Source organism: Streptomyces sp. 2114.4 (assembly GCF_900187385.1).
Classification (GTDB): domain Bacteria; phylum Actinomycetota; class Actinomycetes; order Streptomycetales; family Streptomycetaceae; genus Streptomyces; species Streptomyces mooreae.
This window is the reverse complement of sequence record NZ_FYEY01000001.1, coordinates 64,814-79,019: the sequence shown is the minus strand read 5'-3', so window position 1 is coordinate 79,019 and position 14,206 is coordinate 64,814. Positions and strand designations below refer to the sequence as shown.

Here is a 14,206-nt window from a genome sequence, read left to right as displayed (position 1 = left end):
GCGCTTCCGCCCGGCATGGACCGGGATCACTTCCACGAGACCCAGTAGGCTCAGTCCGTTTCGGGCTCTCGGAATCCCACCACGGCCGCGCCGTGCTCGTGAGCCCACTCAGTCAGCACGGCGATCGGCTTCACCAGCGTCCGGCCCAGGTCTGTCAGCACGTACTCGACCTTCCCGGCCTCGGCGTGGCGGTCGACCAGACCGTACCCCTGCAGCCGCCGCAGCGTCTGGGTCAGCACTTTCCGCGAGATGCCGCCGATCAGGTCGACCAACTCGCCGTGCCTGCACGGTTTGCGGCTCAACGCGAACAGCACGACCACCGCCCATTTGTCGGCGATGATCTCGATCGCCAGCCGAGCCGGGCAGTCGGCGAGGAAGACGCTGCCGGAGTACTCACGCATGCCCCGACGGTAGCCCACTGCCAGGAACCTGGAGGTACCCACCGCCTCAGTAGCGTCGACGGCGGAAGCCAACGAGCAGGGGAACCGAATGAGAGCAGTAACCGGCTGGCCGGGCGGGCGGAAGGTCGTCGCGCTGGTCACCGTCGCGTTGGAACTGTGGTCACCAGGGCACTGGCCCGCCTACGCGCCGATGGCCGCGGCGTGGCCGCTGCCCGGCATCGACGACACACACAGCACCTCCTGGGCGGACTACGGCGTCACCACCGGCATCTGGCGGCTGCTCGACGTCCTCGGTGACCTGCCCGCCACCGTCGGCGTCAATGGACTGGTCGCCGAGCGGTACCCCGAGACCGTCATGGCCGTGCACGAGGCGGGTCACGAGATCGCCGCACACTCCTGGGCTCAGGACGTGGTGCCCGCGCTCCTCGATGCCGATGCCGAGCGGACCGACATCCGTCGCTGCACCGCCCTCCTTGGCCAAGTCACCGGCGTTCGCCCGACGGGGTGGATGAGCCCACGCGCCACCGGTTCCAGGCACACTGACGACCTGCTCGCCGAGGCCGGCTACCGCTGGACCGGCGACCACGGCGACCATGACCTCCCGCAGGTCCTGTCCACCGCTCACGGTCCGCTGGTCTCCCTCATGCACAGCGACCACTCCGACGTCCGCGACGCTGCGGCCGGCCCGTACACCTACCGCGACCTGCACCGTGAGCTACTGAACCAGCTGCTCGCCGAGGCCGGCCCAGGCGCCGCCTGACCATCCACGCCCACGTCGCAGGCCGACCGCTCCTCGCGGGCATGGTCGGCCAGATCCTCGACCACATCCGCGAGTCCGGCGACGTCTGGGTTGCCACCCACGCCCAGGTGGCCGAACACGTCCTGACACAGGGAAGAACGCCATGACCCACGTCCTCGTCGTCGGCGGCACCGGGGCCATGGGCAGCCACGTGATCCAACACCTGTTGGCCACCACCGACGCCACCATCACCGTCCCCAGCCGCCACCCGGAGTCCGCTCACGCCACCGAACTCGCCGCCCTCGCGCCCGACCGCGTGCGACTGGTCCGTTCCGACTCGGCGGCCCTCGAGGGCCTGATCGGGCAGGCCGACCGCGTGTTCGCCAACACCGACTTCTTCGCGACGGGCAGCGCCGTGGGCGAGTATCAGCAAGGACTGCACTTGCTGGCCGCCGCGGAGCGGGCCGGCGTGGAGCGTTTCATCTGGTCCTCGTTGGACAGCGCGGTGTCCCTGACCGGCAACCCCGTCCCGCACTTCGACAGCAAAGCCGCAGTCGCAGCCCACATCGACCTGATGCGGTCGGAGGAAATGCTCCGCAAGGAGACCGACGGCTGGTACACGGACCACGTCTCGGTGCTGACCACGGCGCCGTACTTCGAGAACCTGCGAGACCGACTCACCCCCCGGCCGAACGGCAGGGGCGGCCTGACCTTCCATCTCCCCCCCGAGACCGGGACATCGACCTCCTGCGCCGTCTGCACCCCGACCTGATGGCCTTCAAGGACTGGCTGCACCACACCGGATGGACGGCATGACCACCACCACGTCAACTCCGAACGCAGACACACGGAACAGGGCTCGTCGCTGCGGACCGGGATCGACGCCGGCCTGAGACGGGCAAACCCGCTGTGACACCCACCAAGGTCCATCCGAGGAAGGTTCATGGGGCGGGGAGAGCTCACGGACGAGCAGTGGGCGGCGCTGGAGCCGTTGTTGCCGGAACGAGGGCGAGGCGGCCGCCCCTCTGGCCTCGGCGGCAGCTGATCGACGGCCGCCGCCCCGGCACGGGTCGGGACATCGCAGGACCGCCGGCGAGTGCCACGGGACGTGCCGATCCCGGGAACCGGGCCTGGGCCTGTCGCGTCCTTCACTCCATGTTTGGATCTTGGAAGGACATCGACGAGTTCCTCAGCGATCTCTCGAGCGTCTTGTACGACCACCCCTGCGGTGACCCGCACGAACCGATCGAGCGATGCGTCGAGGAGCTCGAAGCCGACCTCGGCAGCGAGGCGACCGTTTACTGGGTGCTCGGGGTCGTCGCTTCTCTGCCGTGGATGCACTGGTACGACGAGCGGGGGCTCAGGCCGCGCGCGGACGCGGCACTGGCGAAGGCAGGGGCCGAGTTGCGCCGGCACGTGCATGCCTGTGGGCACGACACGCACCCGTGCGTGGACGACGAGCCGCTCCAGGTCCCGACCGACCTGCTGGGCCTCATGTCCTACACCCAGGAAATGGACGACTGGCAACCCGATCCCGATGTCCCGGACGACGAACCTCCGCACGACTCCGACTTCGCCGAAGCGATGCGCTGCCCCCGCAACCTGATCGCCGTCGTCGAACTGGCAGATCGGATCGCGTGACCTTGTCTGCTGATACGCGGTATTCGGCGAACCAGTGATTCAGTGCACCAACGCGAACTCCTGGTCCGCGCCCGAGTTCTTCGCGCTGAATTTCTTGTCGCGCACTCCCTGAAGACTGCCGAATGTCTCTCGGATCTCGCGCCACGCGCACACGTCAAGCCATCCGAGCACCCTGAACCGACGCGCCGCTCGGCACGCAACCAGAGCCAGAGACCGATGCCGTCGTGTTCGACGTGCTCGACACGCTTGGCAGGGTCCAGCAAGAAGCGTGAACGGCAGTACGAGCACATCACGGAGCAGGCCGAGGAGCGTGGCACTTCGCAGAAGCGGGCCAAGGAGATCGCCGCCCGCATGGTGAACAAGGCTCAGCTGTGCCGAGCGGTCGGCCGTTGAACCTCGGCCCCGCGTGGACGGGACGCACGCCGGACGCAGCTCGATGCCTGGAGAGAGGCAGCAGGCTGCGTCCGGCAGCTGAGGGTTGTGCGGTCAGTCGTCGGCCAGCATCGCTTCCCGCAGGTGTGCGCAGATGCGGGTGATGAGGCGGGAGACATGCATCTGGGAGAGGCCGAGCTCTTTGCCGATCTCGGTCTGGGTCATCTCGGCGCCGAAGCGGAGCTCGAGGAGGATGCGCTCGCGCTCGTCGAGCTCGGCCAGGTGCGGCTTGAGGGCCTGGATGTTCTCGGCCAGCACGAGGGCGGGATCGTCGGTGCCGACGAGATCGGCGACGGTTCCCGTCTGCTGTGGGGGCCCGGAGGTCTGTAGGGGCCGCTCGATGATTGCCGTTGTCTCCGCCCTCGACCTGGCCGGAACCGCATGCTGATGGGCCGGTGGCCGCCGCGTTCCTGTGGGGAGCCGCGATCGGCCACGTCTACCAGTGGTTCGCCCACGGCGACCACGCCGCCGGAAACACGGGTGGCACCCTCGCCAACGACGTTCTGATTCCCGCCGTGATGATCGCCTTGGCCGCCCGGGATGTCCGCCGCGCCGGCTCGGGCCGCGGCCCCACCGTCCGCCCGGCCGCCTGACACGGCGGCGAGGGGCCGTCGCCCGGCGGATCCGCGGCGAGGGGCCGGCCGCACGAAGCGCAGACGTGGTGGGCTGACTGCGAGTCAGTACCCCATGTTCAAACGTCTGATGTTTGTATAGAGTGCTGCCATGAAACGCATCAGCGCACCACGGCGGACCGCCAGCCTCTCCGCTCAGCTCGTTGACAGTCTCCGCTCCCACATCGAGTCCGGCGGGTGGCCGGTGGGGACGCGGATCCCGCCGGAACAGGTCCTCATCGAAGAACTCGGCGTCGGACGCAGCACCCTGCGGGAGGCGATCGGTGCGCTGGTGCACCTGGGTCTGCTGGAGCCCCGAGCCGGCGACGGCACCTACGTCCGCTCATCGAGCGAGCTGCAGTCGGTCATGGTGCGGCGGGCGAGCTCCGCGCGGCGGGACAACGTGCTGGAGCTGCGGAGCGTTCTGGAGGAGTACGCCTCCCAAGCCGCGGCCCTGCGCCGCGACGAGAGTCAGTTGCAGCAGCTGCGGGAGCTCCTGACCGACGCCGACGCGGCCTGCGCCGATGAGGACACGTCCGCGGCCACGAACGTCGACGCGCTGTTCCACCGGGCCGTTGTCCAGGCGAGCGGCAACGACCTGCTGATCGAGGTGTACGACTACCTCGGCACGGCGCTCACCTCGTCCCTGGGGGGCCTGCCCTGGGACGCCGTCCATGCCGAGGAGCACGCCCGCCTGCACCGCCGGCTCGTCGACGCGATCGAGGCCCGGGACGCGGGCGGCGCCCGTGCCGCGGCGGCCGCGATCGTCCAGCTCACCCGCGGCCACGAGACCGGCACACCACGAGCCGCGGAGGACCGGTGAGTGCGCGGCCGGCCTCCGCCGTACCGGCTGTCCTGGGCATTGCCACGGCGGTCGCCGGATACGGCGCGGGCCGGGACCGCCGGCTGCGTGCGCCCTCCCGCTGACACGAACACCCTGCCCACACGGCAACGCCCCCACCCGAACGGGCTTTCACGGCCGAAAAGGAGACCACTCGTGTCCCACTCCCGACCCTCCGCCGCCGAACTCAACGCACGTACCGACCGGCTAAACGCCCACCTGTCCGCGACCGACGCGCAGTTCCGTGACACCGCGCCCCTGGAAGCCGTCACCGAGGCGATCCGGCGGCCCGGACTGCCGCTCGCCGCCCTGGTGGCCACGGTGATGAAGGGGTACGCCGACCGTCCCGCCCTGGGCGAGCGTGCCACCGAGCCGGTCACCGACCCGGAGACAGGCCGGACCACGCTGCGCCTGCTGAAGCGGTTCGACACGCTCACCTACGGCGAACTCTGGGAACGGGTGGGCGCGGTGGCCTCCGAGTGGCGGCACCACCCCGAACACGCGATGGGACCGGGTGACCTCGTCGCCGTTCTCGGGTCCACGAGCTCCGAGTACACCGTGGTGGAGCTGGCCTGCATCCGCTCCGGCATGATGTCCGTTCCCCTCCAGGCCGGTACCTCGGCGTTACACCTGGCCCCCATCGTCGAGCAGACCGGACCGCGCCTGCTCGTGGCGCACGTCGACCACGTGGCGGTCGCGATCGACATAGCGGCGAACGCCCCCTCGCTGGGCCGGATCATCCTCATCGGCCATCACTCCGAGATCACCGCCCACCAGGAGGAGCTGGACTCCGCGCGCGGCCGGCTCGCGGCGCAGGACCGAGGCGTCACCCTGGACACACTGGCATCGGTCATCGACCGGGGAAGGACGCTGCCGTCGCTCCCCGAGGTTCCCGACGGGTCGGCAGCCGACGCGCTCAGCGCACTGATCTACACCTCGGGCAGTTCCGGCACCCCCAAGGGCGCCATGTACACCGAGCGCCTGGTCAGGCACTTCTGGATCGATTTCGTACCCGGCCAAGCGGTTCGGCCCTCCATCGTGCTGAACTACCTGCCCTTGAGCCACATGATGGGCAGGGGCGTACTGTTCAGCACGCTCGCCAAGGGAGGCCTCGCCTGCTTCACGGCGTCCAGCGACCTGTCGACGCTCTTCGAAGACCTCTCGCTGGTCCGACCCACCGAGTTCCTTATGGTTCCCCGCATCTCCGACATGCTCTTCCAGTACTACCGGGCCGAGTTGTCCCGCCGGACCGAGCCGGACGGCGATGCAGCCGAGCAGGTGAGGGAGGAGCTGCGGGAGAAGGTCATGGGCGGCCGCCTCCTGTGGGCCGTCACCGCCTCCGCTCCACCGAGCGACGAGCTGACGGCGTTCGTCGAGAACTGCCTCCACGTCAGGCTGTCCGACGGCTACGGGTCGACGGAAGCCGGCATCGTCTCCCTCGACGGCCAGGTGCTGCGCCCGCCGGTGACCGACCACAAGCTGGCCGACGTACCCGAGCTGGGATACTTCGCGACCGACTCACCGCACCCCAGGGGCGAACTGCTGATCAGGTCCGAGCGGCTCGTCCCCGGCTACTTCCGGCGCCCGGACGCCACCGCCGAGGCCTTCGACGAGGATGGCTTCTACCGCACGGGCGACATCATGGCCCGCGTCGGCCCCGACACGCTGAGGTACGTCGACCGCCGCTCCAACGTCCTCAAGCTGTCACAGGGCGAATTCGTCACGGTCTCCCGCCTGGAGGCGCTCTTCAGCGCCAGTCCGGTCGTCCGGCAGATCTTCCTCTACGGCAACAGCGCCCGCGCCTACCTGCTCGCGGTCGTCGTGCCGACGCAGGACGCCCTCGACCGCGCCGACGGGGACCCCCGGCGCATCAGGCCGGTCCTGCGGGAGTCCCTGCAGCAACTCGCCACCGAGGCGGGACTGAACTCCTACGAGATCCCCAGGGACTTCCTCATCGAGAGCGAGCCGTTCACCCAGGAGAACGGACTGCTCTCCGGAATGCGCAAACCGCTGCGGCCCGCCCTGACGAAGCGTTACGGCGAGCACCTCGAAGCGCTGTACACCGAATTGACCGACCGCGAGGCCGACGAACTGCGGGCACTGCGCCGGCTCGGCCCCGACCAGCCCGTACCGGAGACCGTGCTCCGGGCCGCACAGGCGCTCCTCGGGCAGCGGAACGGCGACCTGGAGCCCGACGCACGCTTCCTCGACCTCGGCGGTGACAGCCTGACCGCACTGTCCTTCTCCCAGCTGCTGAAGGAGATCTACCGCGTCGATGTTCCTGTCGACGTGGTCATCAACCCGGTCAACACGCTGCGACGGGTGGCCGACCACATCGAGCGGGCGCTCGCGTCGGAACACCGCCGCCCTACCGCCGACAGCCTCCACGGCCCTGACGCGACGCGACTCGACGCGGCCGACCTACGGCTGGACGCGTTCCTCGACGCACGGGCCATCGGGCGGGCCGAACGGCCGGCCGGTCCGCTGCCCGAGGCCCGGACCGTGCTGCTGACCGGCGCCAACGGCTACCTGGGCCGTTTTCTGTGTCTCGAATGGCTGGAGCGCGTGGCGCAGCGCGGTGGCACGGTGGTGTGCGTGGTCCGCGGCTCCTCCGCCGAGACGGCCCGGGCACGGCTGGAGGCGGCCTTCGACAGCGGCGACCCGGAACTCATGGAGCGCTACCACGACCTCGCCGCCCGGCATCTGCACATGATCGCCGGCGACATCGGGGAACCGAACCTCGGCCTCGACGACAGGACTTGGCAGTGGCTGGCCGACACCGTCGACCTGATCGTCCACCCGGCGGCACTGGTCAACCATGTCCTGCCCTATGACCAGTTGTTCGGTCCCAACGTACGGGGAACAGCCGAACTGATCAGGCTCGCGGTCACCTCCCGAATCAAGCAGTTCACCTACCTGTCGACGGTCGCCGTCGTCTTCGGGAACGAGTCAGCGGCCGACGAGTCGGCGGACATCCGCACCGCCTGCCGGACACGCGTCCTCGAAGGTGACTACGCCGACGGTTACGCGGCCAGCAAATGGGCCGGCGAGGTGCTGCTGCACGAGGCGCACGAAAGGTTCGGGCTGCCGGTCGCAGTCTTCCGCTCGAACCTGATCCTCGCGCACCCGCGCTACCGCGGCCAGCTCAACATCCCGGACGTCTTCACCCGCCTCCTGCTGAGCCTGCTGGCGACAGGCATCGCACCCGGCAGCTTCTACGCCCGCGACACGGGGGACGGCAGCGCACACTACGACGCACTCCCCGTGGACTTCACCGCGCGGGCGATCACCTCGCTGGGTGACGACGCACGAGAGGGCCACCGGACCTACAACGTGGTCAACCCGCACGAGGACGGCATCTCCCTCGACACGTTCGTCGACTGGCTGATGGCAGCCGGGCACCCCCTGACCCGCGTCCAGGACCACGCAGAGTGGCTCGACCGTTTCGAGACCGCCCTGCGGGGCCTGCCCGACCACCAGAAGCAACATTCGCTGCTTCCTCTGCTGCACGCCTTCGCCGAGCCGCAGAAGTCACTGCCCGGGTCCGCCCTGCCGGCGGAACGGTTCCGTGCGGCGGTACGGGCCGCAGCCCTCGACGAGGAGAACGACATCCCTCGTCTGTCACCGGCCCTGATCACCAAGTATGTGGCTGACCTCCGGGCGCAGTACCTGATTTGACGCGCGCCTGTGCGTCGGCGGACGGCATCGTCACGCTGCCTCCGGGCCAGCGGCGCCGGTGAGGAAGACCGGCCGGCCGGTCTCGGTCCGCACAGTGCGGTCCGGGGTGTGGTGCCGGCCGACCAGGTGGTGCTCGCGGAGCGGGCCGTCGACCGCGAAGGCGTGGCGCGCGACGTGGGCAGCCGGCGCGCCGTAGGCGCGGTCGGCCTCGGAGGGCGGTCCGCAGTGCTCGAGCACGGCCGGCTCCACCGGCAGCACGAGCAGCGGTTCGGCCCGGCCGACCGGCCGGAGGGGGCCTCGGGACTGATGGGCCGCATGTTGAGGTGTCGCGTATTCGGTGGATGACTCCCGTTACTGATTACTGATTGCTGTGGGTCGTCACCGGGGTGATCACCCACTCCGGCTGACCCGCCTGGTGGGTCCCGTGGTCACGCCAGGGTGTCGAGCGCTTCCTCGGCCAGGCCGGTCAGATACCGGGGGCAGCCCCAGGCCTCGGCGCCCCGGGCTTCCTCCGGGGCGGCGAACTCAGCCGGCGCGTAGAGGTGGTTGAGGTGCGTCTGGAAGTCCGGGTAGGCGGGCGGATGGGCCTCGCCGTGCGCACACACCGCGTCGGGCGCGGCGGTCCGGACGCCGACGAGCACCTCCCGGATCTCCTCGCCGACGTCCGGCGCCAGTTCGACGGCCTCCGCGCACCACAGGACCAGGAGCAGCAGCACCAGACGCTCCCGCGGGCTGTCGTCCCCGGTGGCCGCGTACCGCCGCGCGGCCCAGCGCACGGCGTTCTCGGCCTCCCAGGACTTGTCGTACTCCGCCGCGTCGAAGCAGTGCGTGAGCGCGCCGATGTCGAGCCGTCCGTCGGCGCGGGTGTACGTGCCGTCCAGGAGACGGTCGTCCCGGGTGGCGACGAGCGAGTCCCGCGCGTAGCGCAGATTGCTCAGTGCCTCCTCGGCGAGGCCGCGCAGGAAGCCGTGGCACAGCCACCCCTTCAGGAGCTCGTCGGCGCTCCATGCCCGGAGCTCGGCCCGGCCGCCGGGACTGCGCAGGAAGTAGCCGGTCATGGCGTCGCCGCTCGGGTCGCCGGACGGCTTCGGGTGCTCGGCGGCGGTGTGCGGGCAGGAGGTGCCGCGCAGGAGTGGCAGCGCCGCCTCCAGGCCCGTGATCATGTCGTCCAGCACGGGCTGCTCGGTGATCAAGCCGGAGGCCGCGTACCACTGGCTCGCGTGCAGGGTGACGACATACCCGGCGAGCACCCCCTTCGTCGGATGGCGGGGGAGGGCGCCGGCCTGGAAGGACAGCTCCTCGCCGGGGTCGCCGTAGGGATAGCCGTTGAGCAGCGACGACAGCCTGCTCAGGCTGCTGGTGTGGGCGGCGGGGATCCGCTCGGGGAGGCCGCCCACCGTGAACGGGTCGAGGACGTCGGCGGTGAGCCGGGCGAAGCCGGCCACGTTGGCCGGGCAGCGCCAGGTGTCGCCCTCGGGCGCCGGGCCTACCAGGCTCTTCAGCTCGGGCCCGGCCAGCCACACCTCGTCCGCCAGGAGTTCCTTCAAGGCGTCCTCATACGGGTGGGAGGTATGGGGGCACGGCATTTCCTTCAAGGCCCGGTCGACGGCGAGCAGCGCGTCCAGCGCACTCCGGGCAGCCTCCGGTCCCGGCCGCCAGGCGAGGTAGCCGGCCATCCGTACCAGCCCGAACGTCCACAGATGCGCCTGCTCGCCACCAGGGTCGGCGAGCAGGTGGCGGGCGCAGTCCCGTACGAGCGGATCCGCTGCGGCACCGTCCGAGGCCGCCGAGACGCGCCCCCATGCCTCAATGAGCCGCTGGTTCCGGGCGGCAGGAGTATCGATCATGTCTGTGATGGGTCCACCTTGCCGCTGGTCGGCTCTGTATACGCGTCTGCTCGGTCGCTCAATGCTCAAGGCCCCGGGGAGCGGGCCACTGCCGGACATCGTCCCAGCCTCGCGCTATGGGCCGGCCAGTGGGGGCAGGCTCGTCGACACCGTTCGCCAGGCAGCGCGTCATGCGGCCAGCGTGGCCGCTGAGCTTGGCCAACGGTATGCGGCAGCGCTCCATCGGACGGGGCGCGCCCTCGTTCCACAGGCCGGTCGCCCTCGACGCGGAGGCCTGCCAAACCGTCGCAGCCGAGGGCCCCTCGTCTGCGCCTGCAGGATGCACCTGAGGTGTTGCCAAGCGAAGTGCTTGCCGAGCCGCGGATCATCGCCCCGCGCCGGCCGACCCGCGTGAACTCACCGGGCCTGGCAGCGGCACCGGTCCCGAGCTGATGGAACGGCTCCCCCCGTCAGGTTCTCGTCGGCGCGACGAGGCAGCCAACCAGCTCGCGGAGCAGACCGAGGACGGAACGTAGGACACGTGGCTCAGCTGCTGGGCAGGCCGGAACGCAGTGGGCGGTGAGTGACCCCAGGCGGCCCGCCCTCGTTAGGCGGCCCGCCCTCGTTCGGCCGTCAGCCTGGCCCGCCCCGGCGACCCGGCAGAACCAGGCCGTGCGGCGGCTGGTGCCGAGTCCTAGGCTGCGAGCATGACCGAGATCAGCACCCCCACGCCCCGCGACGCCTTCGAGCTGCTGCTGGCCGGTAACCGGCGCTTCGTCGCCGGCACCCCCGAACACCCCAACCAGGACGCCACCCGTCGCGCCGCGATCGCCCCCTCCCAGCAGCCCTTCGCCGTGCTGTTCGGGTGCTCCGACTCCCGGCTGGCCGCCGAGATCATCTTCGACCGCGGTCTGGGAGACCTGTTCGTGGTACGCACTGCAGGTCACGTCATGGGTGCGGAAGTGCTGGGCAGCATCGAGTACGGCGTGGAGGTACTGGACTGCCCGCTGGTCGTGGTCCTCGGCCACGATTCGTGCGGCGCGGTGGGCGCAGCGTGCGCCGCCCTGGAGAACGGCGTGCAACCGGCCGGATACATTCGGGACGTCGTCGAGCGCGTGACCCCCAGCGTGCTGGCAGCACGGGCTGCCGGACAGGTTGAGCCCGAGGAGATTCTGGCCGAGCACATAAGGCACACCGTCGACTTGCTGCTGGACCGCTCCCGGGTACTCGCCGAGAAGGTCGCCGCCAAACAGGCCGCTGTGGTGGGCCTGTGCTACCGCCTGGCCGACGGCAGTGCAGAGCTCGTCGCCTCTCGCGGCCTCGACGCGGCAGCTCCCGCAGCGTCCTGACCGCCCCCCCGTGGGCTGGTGCGGGGCTGTGAGGTGTGCCGGGGCGGGGGAGGGCCGGCACCGACGACTCGCGGCACGAGCTGCGTCCGGTCTGCCCGATCAGGTGAGGCCACCGTCGGCGCGGATGTTCTGGCCGGTGACCCAGCGGTTGTCCGCGCGGACGAGCAGGGCCACGAGGCTGGCCACATCATCGGGTCGGCCGATCCGGCCGAGCGCGGTCATGGCAGCGGCACCGTCCAGCGCGTCCGGGTGGGCGCCCGCCCGGAGGAGGTCCGTGTCGGTCGGCCCGAGCGAGAGGGTGTTGGCCGTGATGCCCCGGTGTCCGAGTTCGCGGGATGCGACACGGGTGAGCTGTTCGACGGCAGCCTTGCTGGCTGCGTAGAGAGCCTCGCCCTGGCTGGGCCAATGCGTGCCGACCGTGGAGAGGGTGATGATCCGCCCGCCGTCGCGCATGCGGGTCGCGGCGTGCTGAAGGGCCAAGAACGTACCTCTCCCGTTCACGGCCATCACGCGCTCCCACTCGTCGAGCGTGGTTTCTGCAATGGGTGCGCTGGTGAACACCCCGGCATTGGCCACCAGGATGTCCAGCCCGCCCGCCCCGGCCTCATGGAATGCTCTGTCGGCCGCGGCGAACACCTCGGTGACCTGCTCCGGTGCGGCCAGATCGAGCTGGAGGGCGTAGGCCCTGCCGTTCAGCTCAGCGATCTCGGCGATCAACGTGTCGGCCGCCTCGGACTGCGTGTGGTACGTGAAGACCACTGTGGCGCCGTCTGCGGCCAACCGGCGGGCGATCGCGCGGCCGATACCGCGCGATCCACCGGTGACCAGGGCACCGCATCCGGCTAGCGGTCGAGTGGACGTATCAGGTGAGCCCGTCGAGGAAGTCATGGCCGCACGATGACATCGATTGCGGCCCCGATCGTTCCGCAATCGCCGTAAGAGTGGCAGTCACCGTCGCCGCTCCCTCATGGCTCCTGACACCTCGAGCCGAGCCCGGCTTGCCGTCCGTGCGGCTCTCATGACCGGTGCACCGCTCGGGGGGCGGAGTTTGCCGCGGCTGCCCGCCCCTGCCGGGGGGCGGGCAGCCCGGCAGGGGCGGTGTCGGCCGTGGTGAGCAGCTCAGTAGGAGCCTTGGGCAGGGCGCTGGCCAGCGGCTGCCCGTGCTGATGCGCCGGCTCGATCCGGCACGTAGCGGTACTGCTGGTATCTCGCCTCGGCCGGCATCGGATCCTTCTGGGCGGTTGTGGTCAGGCAGCCTGGGTGAGTTCGGCGCGGCCGAACAGGAGCCCGTACCCGGAGGGGAGCTGCGCGAGGATGCGGGTGAGGAGGTCGTGGCCGGCGAGTTGGCCGACGGTGGTGAGCACGGTGCCGGTGTCCCAGCGTGTGGTGGCGCGGGTGCCGCCGGTGCGTGCTGCGAGGTCCCTGACGAACTCCCGGCCGGTGAGTTGGTGGGTGTCGGGGATCTGGGAGGTGAACACCATGGCGGCCTCGACGGGCAGGCGGGCCGCGAGGTCGACGCGCTCCTCGCCGGTGAGCTGGCGGCCCAGCGCGGCCAGCACGGCACGGACGACCTCTCCGGCTCGCTCGCGGGTGGGGTAGGCGCCTTCGTACCGGACGCGCTCCAGCATCTGGTCATAGGTCATGCCCGGTGCTGGGAGAACCGGTCCAGGCTGCAGGGACATGGGGAAAGTGTCGCCTTTCTCGTCAAAGGGTTGGGGTGGAACGTGCGTAATGCGGGCTGGTCATGCGGACTGGGGACGGCCGAAGAGGAGGTCGTATCCGGGTGGGAGCTGGAGCAGCACGCGCCGCATGAGCTCTTCACCCGACGCGTCCGCCACGACACTGAGGACGGCCCCGACATCCCACTTCGCCGTCTCCGCGGTGGCGCCCTCGATCCAGGCCGCAGTGGCCTGGACGAACCGTTCGGCGGAGAGTGGCTCAGCGGCCTGCAGCGGATTGAGCAGGATCAGGGCGTAGGCCTCCGGTAGCCGGGCGGCCAGCTCGGCACGCTCGTGTCCCACCAGGTGCGCACCGAGCAGTGCCAGGACGACGCGGGCCACCCGGTCCGCTTCCTGTGACGTCTCGTACTCGCCGCGTTCCTGGACAGCTGCCAGGAACGCCTCCCACCGCAGTGTCATCTTCGAGGCCCCAACATGTCCGCGGAGGGCGGGGCCGGGAGGACGAAGAGGCCTGCCCCGCCGGGTGATCCGCTCAGCCGCTGATCTGCTTGTGTGTGGTCTCCCCGCCGATGCTGATCTTGCGGGGCTTGGCGCGCTCGGCGATCGGGATGCGCAGGGTCAGGACACCTGCGTCGTAATCGGCCTTGATGTGCTCGGTGTCGAGGGTGTCGGCCAGCATGAGCTGGCGGGAGAAGACGCCCAGCGGACGCTCGGAGAGCTCCATCTGCACGGTGTCGGCCTTGGTGACCGGGCGGCGCTCGGCCTTGACGGTCAGCATGTTCCGCTCGACGTCGATGTCGATTGCGTCCGTCGACACCCCGGGCAGGTCGAGGGCGATCACGTACTCCTCACCCTCGCGGTAGGCGTCCATCGGCATCGGGGATGGCCGTGACCAAGTGCCGGACGTGCCCATCAGCTGCTGAGTGAGCCGATCGAGTTCGCGGAACGGGTCAGTGCGCATCAACATCGCGAAACACCTCCAGAAACTTCGGGCAGAAACTGCCAATGC

16 protein-coding genes are annotated in these 14,206 nt (G+C 70.2%); 8 read left to right on the top strand and 8 right to left on the bottom strand.

Annotated elements, in window-relative coordinates:
- Positions 1 to 50: 50 nt before the first annotated feature.
- On the bottom strand, positions 51 to 401 hold the full coding sequence (locus CFW40_RS00365; RefSeq protein WP_088801815.1) for a helix-turn-helix domain-containing protein: 351 nt from the start codon (positions 399 to 401) through the stop codon (positions 51 to 53).
- An 88-nt stretch (positions 402 to 489) separates the two neighbouring features.
- Here CFW40_RS00365 and CFW40_RS00360 point away from each other — a divergent pair, with 88 nt between their 5' ends.
- The 4 genes from CFW40_RS00360 to CFW40_RS36890 all read left to right on the top strand — a co-directional run bounded on the left by CFW40_RS00360 (position 490) and on the right by CFW40_RS36890 (position 3,174).
- Positions 490 to 1,161 carry a polysaccharide deacetylase family protein gene (locus CFW40_RS00360; protein ID WP_256331685.1) on the top strand — a complete coding sequence of 224 codons (672 nt, stop codon included), beginning with the start codon at positions 490 to 492 and terminating at the stop codon, positions 1,159 to 1,161.
- A gap of 142 nt (positions 1,162 to 1,303) precedes the next feature.
- The gene (locus CFW40_RS00355) at positions 1,304 to 1,912 is read left to right on the top strand and encodes an NmrA family NAD(P)-binding protein (protein WP_218136813.1); all 609 of its coding nucleotides are present in this window, start codon (positions 1,304 to 1,306) and stop codon (positions 1,910 to 1,912) included.
- A 383-nt stretch (positions 1,913 to 2,295) separates the two neighbouring features.
- Complete coding sequence (locus CFW40_RS36895) at positions 2,296 to 2,781, top strand: hypothetical protein (protein ID WP_176956628.1); 486 nt, start codon at positions 2,296 to 2,298, stop codon at positions 2,779 to 2,781.
- Between the two features lie 246 nt (positions 2,782 to 3,027).
- Positions 3,028 to 3,174, top strand: coding sequence for a hypothetical protein (locus CFW40_RS36890; RefSeq protein WP_176956269.1), 147 nt, complete (start codon positions 3,028 to 3,030; stop codon positions 3,172 to 3,174).
- 93 nt (positions 3,175 to 3,267) lie between these two features.
- Here the strand turns inward: CFW40_RS36890 and CFW40_RS00350 are convergent, their stop codons facing one another.
- Positions 3,268 to 3,555 (bottom strand): sigma-70 family RNA polymerase sigma factor, encoded by a 288-nt coding sequence (locus CFW40_RS00350; RefSeq protein ID WP_305538871.1) that lies wholly within the window; start codon positions 3,553 to 3,555, stop codon positions 3,268 to 3,270.
- Positions 3,556 to 3,608: 53 nt separating this feature from the next.
- On the opposite strand from CFW40_RS00350, the gene CFW40_RS00345 reads away from it, so the two are divergent.
- From CFW40_RS00345 to car, 3 genes are all read left to right on the top strand, one after another.
- Positions 3,609 to 3,806: a DUF6790 family protein gene (locus CFW40_RS00345; protein ID WP_256331687.1), complete on the top strand. Its 198-nt coding sequence runs from the start codon at positions 3,609 to 3,611 to the stop codon at positions 3,804 to 3,806.
- Positions 3,807 to 3,936: 130 nt separating this feature from the next.
- A complete protein-coding gene (locus tag CFW40_RS00340; RefSeq protein WP_088795825.1) occupies positions 3,937 to 4,647 on the top strand; it encodes a FadR/GntR family transcriptional regulator in 711 nt (236 codons plus the stop codon).
- Between the two features lie 174 nt (positions 4,648 to 4,821).
- Positions 4,822 to 8,343: a carboxylic acid reductase gene (gene car, locus CFW40_RS00335; RefSeq protein WP_088795824.1), complete on the top strand. Its 3,522-nt coding sequence runs from the start codon at positions 4,822 to 4,824 to the stop codon at positions 8,341 to 8,343.
- A 30-nt stretch (positions 8,344 to 8,373) separates the two neighbouring features.
- Here the strand turns inward: car and CFW40_RS00330 are convergent, their stop codons facing one another.
- The gene (locus CFW40_RS00330) at positions 8,374 to 8,580 is read right to left on the bottom strand and encodes a hypothetical protein (RefSeq protein WP_143034607.1); all 207 of its coding nucleotides are present in this window, start codon (positions 8,578 to 8,580) and stop codon (positions 8,374 to 8,376) included.
- 191 nt (positions 8,581 to 8,771) lie between these two features.
- Positions 8,772 to 10,190: a hypothetical protein gene (locus CFW40_RS00325; protein ID WP_088795822.1), complete on the bottom strand. Its 1,419-nt coding sequence runs from the start codon at positions 10,188 to 10,190 to the stop codon at positions 8,772 to 8,774.
- Positions 10,191 to 10,876: 686 nt separating this feature from the next.
- Between CFW40_RS00325 and CFW40_RS00320 the strand changes: the two genes are divergently transcribed.
- Positions 10,877 to 11,518 (top strand): carbonic anhydrase, encoded by a 642-nt coding sequence (locus CFW40_RS00320; protein WP_088795821.1) that lies wholly within the window; start codon positions 10,877 to 10,879, stop codon positions 11,516 to 11,518.
- A 99-nt stretch (positions 11,519 to 11,617) separates the two neighbouring features.
- Here CFW40_RS00320 and CFW40_RS00315 read toward each other — a convergent pair whose 3' ends face one another.
- The 4 genes from CFW40_RS00315 to CFW40_RS00300 all read right to left on the bottom strand — a co-directional run bounded on the left by CFW40_RS00315 (position 11,618) and on the right by CFW40_RS00300 (position 14,164).
- Positions 11,618 to 12,406, bottom strand: coding sequence for an SDR family oxidoreductase (locus CFW40_RS00315; protein ID WP_088795820.1), 789 nt, complete (start codon positions 12,404 to 12,406; stop codon positions 11,618 to 11,620).
- 359 nt (positions 12,407 to 12,765) lie between these two features.
- Positions 12,766 to 13,200, bottom strand: coding sequence for a DUF2267 domain-containing protein (locus CFW40_RS00310; protein WP_256331688.1), 435 nt, complete (start codon positions 13,198 to 13,200; stop codon positions 12,766 to 12,768).
- A gap of 60 nt (positions 13,201 to 13,260) precedes the next feature.
- A complete protein-coding gene (locus CFW40_RS00305) occupies positions 13,261 to 13,656 on the bottom strand; it encodes a DUF2267 domain-containing protein (protein WP_088795818.1) in 396 nt (131 codons plus the stop codon).
- Between the two features lie 73 nt (positions 13,657 to 13,729).
- Complete coding sequence (locus CFW40_RS00300; protein WP_088795817.1) at positions 13,730 to 14,164, bottom strand: Hsp20/alpha crystallin family protein; 435 nt, start codon at positions 14,162 to 14,164, stop codon at positions 13,730 to 13,732.
- Positions 14,165 to 14,206 lie beyond the last annotated feature (42 nt).

Bases quoted from the DNA above. Each gene is read 5' to 3' on its own strand.
- CFW40_RS00365 (WP_088801815.1), bottom strand. From the start codon at position 401: ATGCGTGAGTACTCCGGCAGCGTCTTCCTCGCCGACTGCCCGGCTCGG.
- CFW40_RS36895 (WP_176956628.1), top strand. From the start codon at position 2,296: ATGTTTGGATCTTGGAAGGACATCGACGAGTTCCTCAGCGATCTCTCG.
- CFW40_RS00315 (WP_088795820.1), bottom strand. From the start codon at position 12,406: ATGACTTCCTCGACGGGCTCACCTGATACGTCCACTCGACCGCTAGCC.
- CFW40_RS00325 (WP_088795822.1), bottom strand. From the start codon at position 10,190: ATGATCGATACTCCTGCCGCCCGGAACCAGCGGCTCATTGAGGCATGG.
- CFW40_RS00360 (WP_256331685.1), top strand. From the start codon at position 490: ATGAGAGCAGTAACCGGCTGGCCGGGCGGGCGGAAGGTCGTCGCGCTG.
- CFW40_RS00305 (WP_088795818.1), bottom strand. From the start codon at position 13,656: ATGACACTGCGGTGGGAGGCGTTCCTGGCAGCTGTCCAGGAACGCGGC.
- CFW40_RS00355 (WP_218136813.1), top strand. From the start codon at position 1,304: ATGACCCACGTCCTCGTCGTCGGCGGCACCGGGGCCATGGGCAGCCAC.
- CFW40_RS00310 (WP_256331688.1), bottom strand. From the start codon at position 13,200: ATGTCCCTGCAGCCTGGACCGGTTCTCCCAGCACCGGGCATGACCTAT.
- CFW40_RS00300 (WP_088795817.1), bottom strand. From the start codon at position 14,164: ATGTTGATGCGCACTGACCCGTTCCGCGAACTCGATCGGCTCACTCAG.
- CFW40_RS00340 (WP_088795825.1), top strand. From the start codon at position 3,937: ATGAAACGCATCAGCGCACCACGGCGGACCGCCAGCCTCTCCGCTCAG.
- CFW40_RS00320 (WP_088795821.1), top strand. From the start codon at position 10,877: ATGACCGAGATCAGCACCCCCACGCCCCGCGACGCCTTCGAGCTGCTG.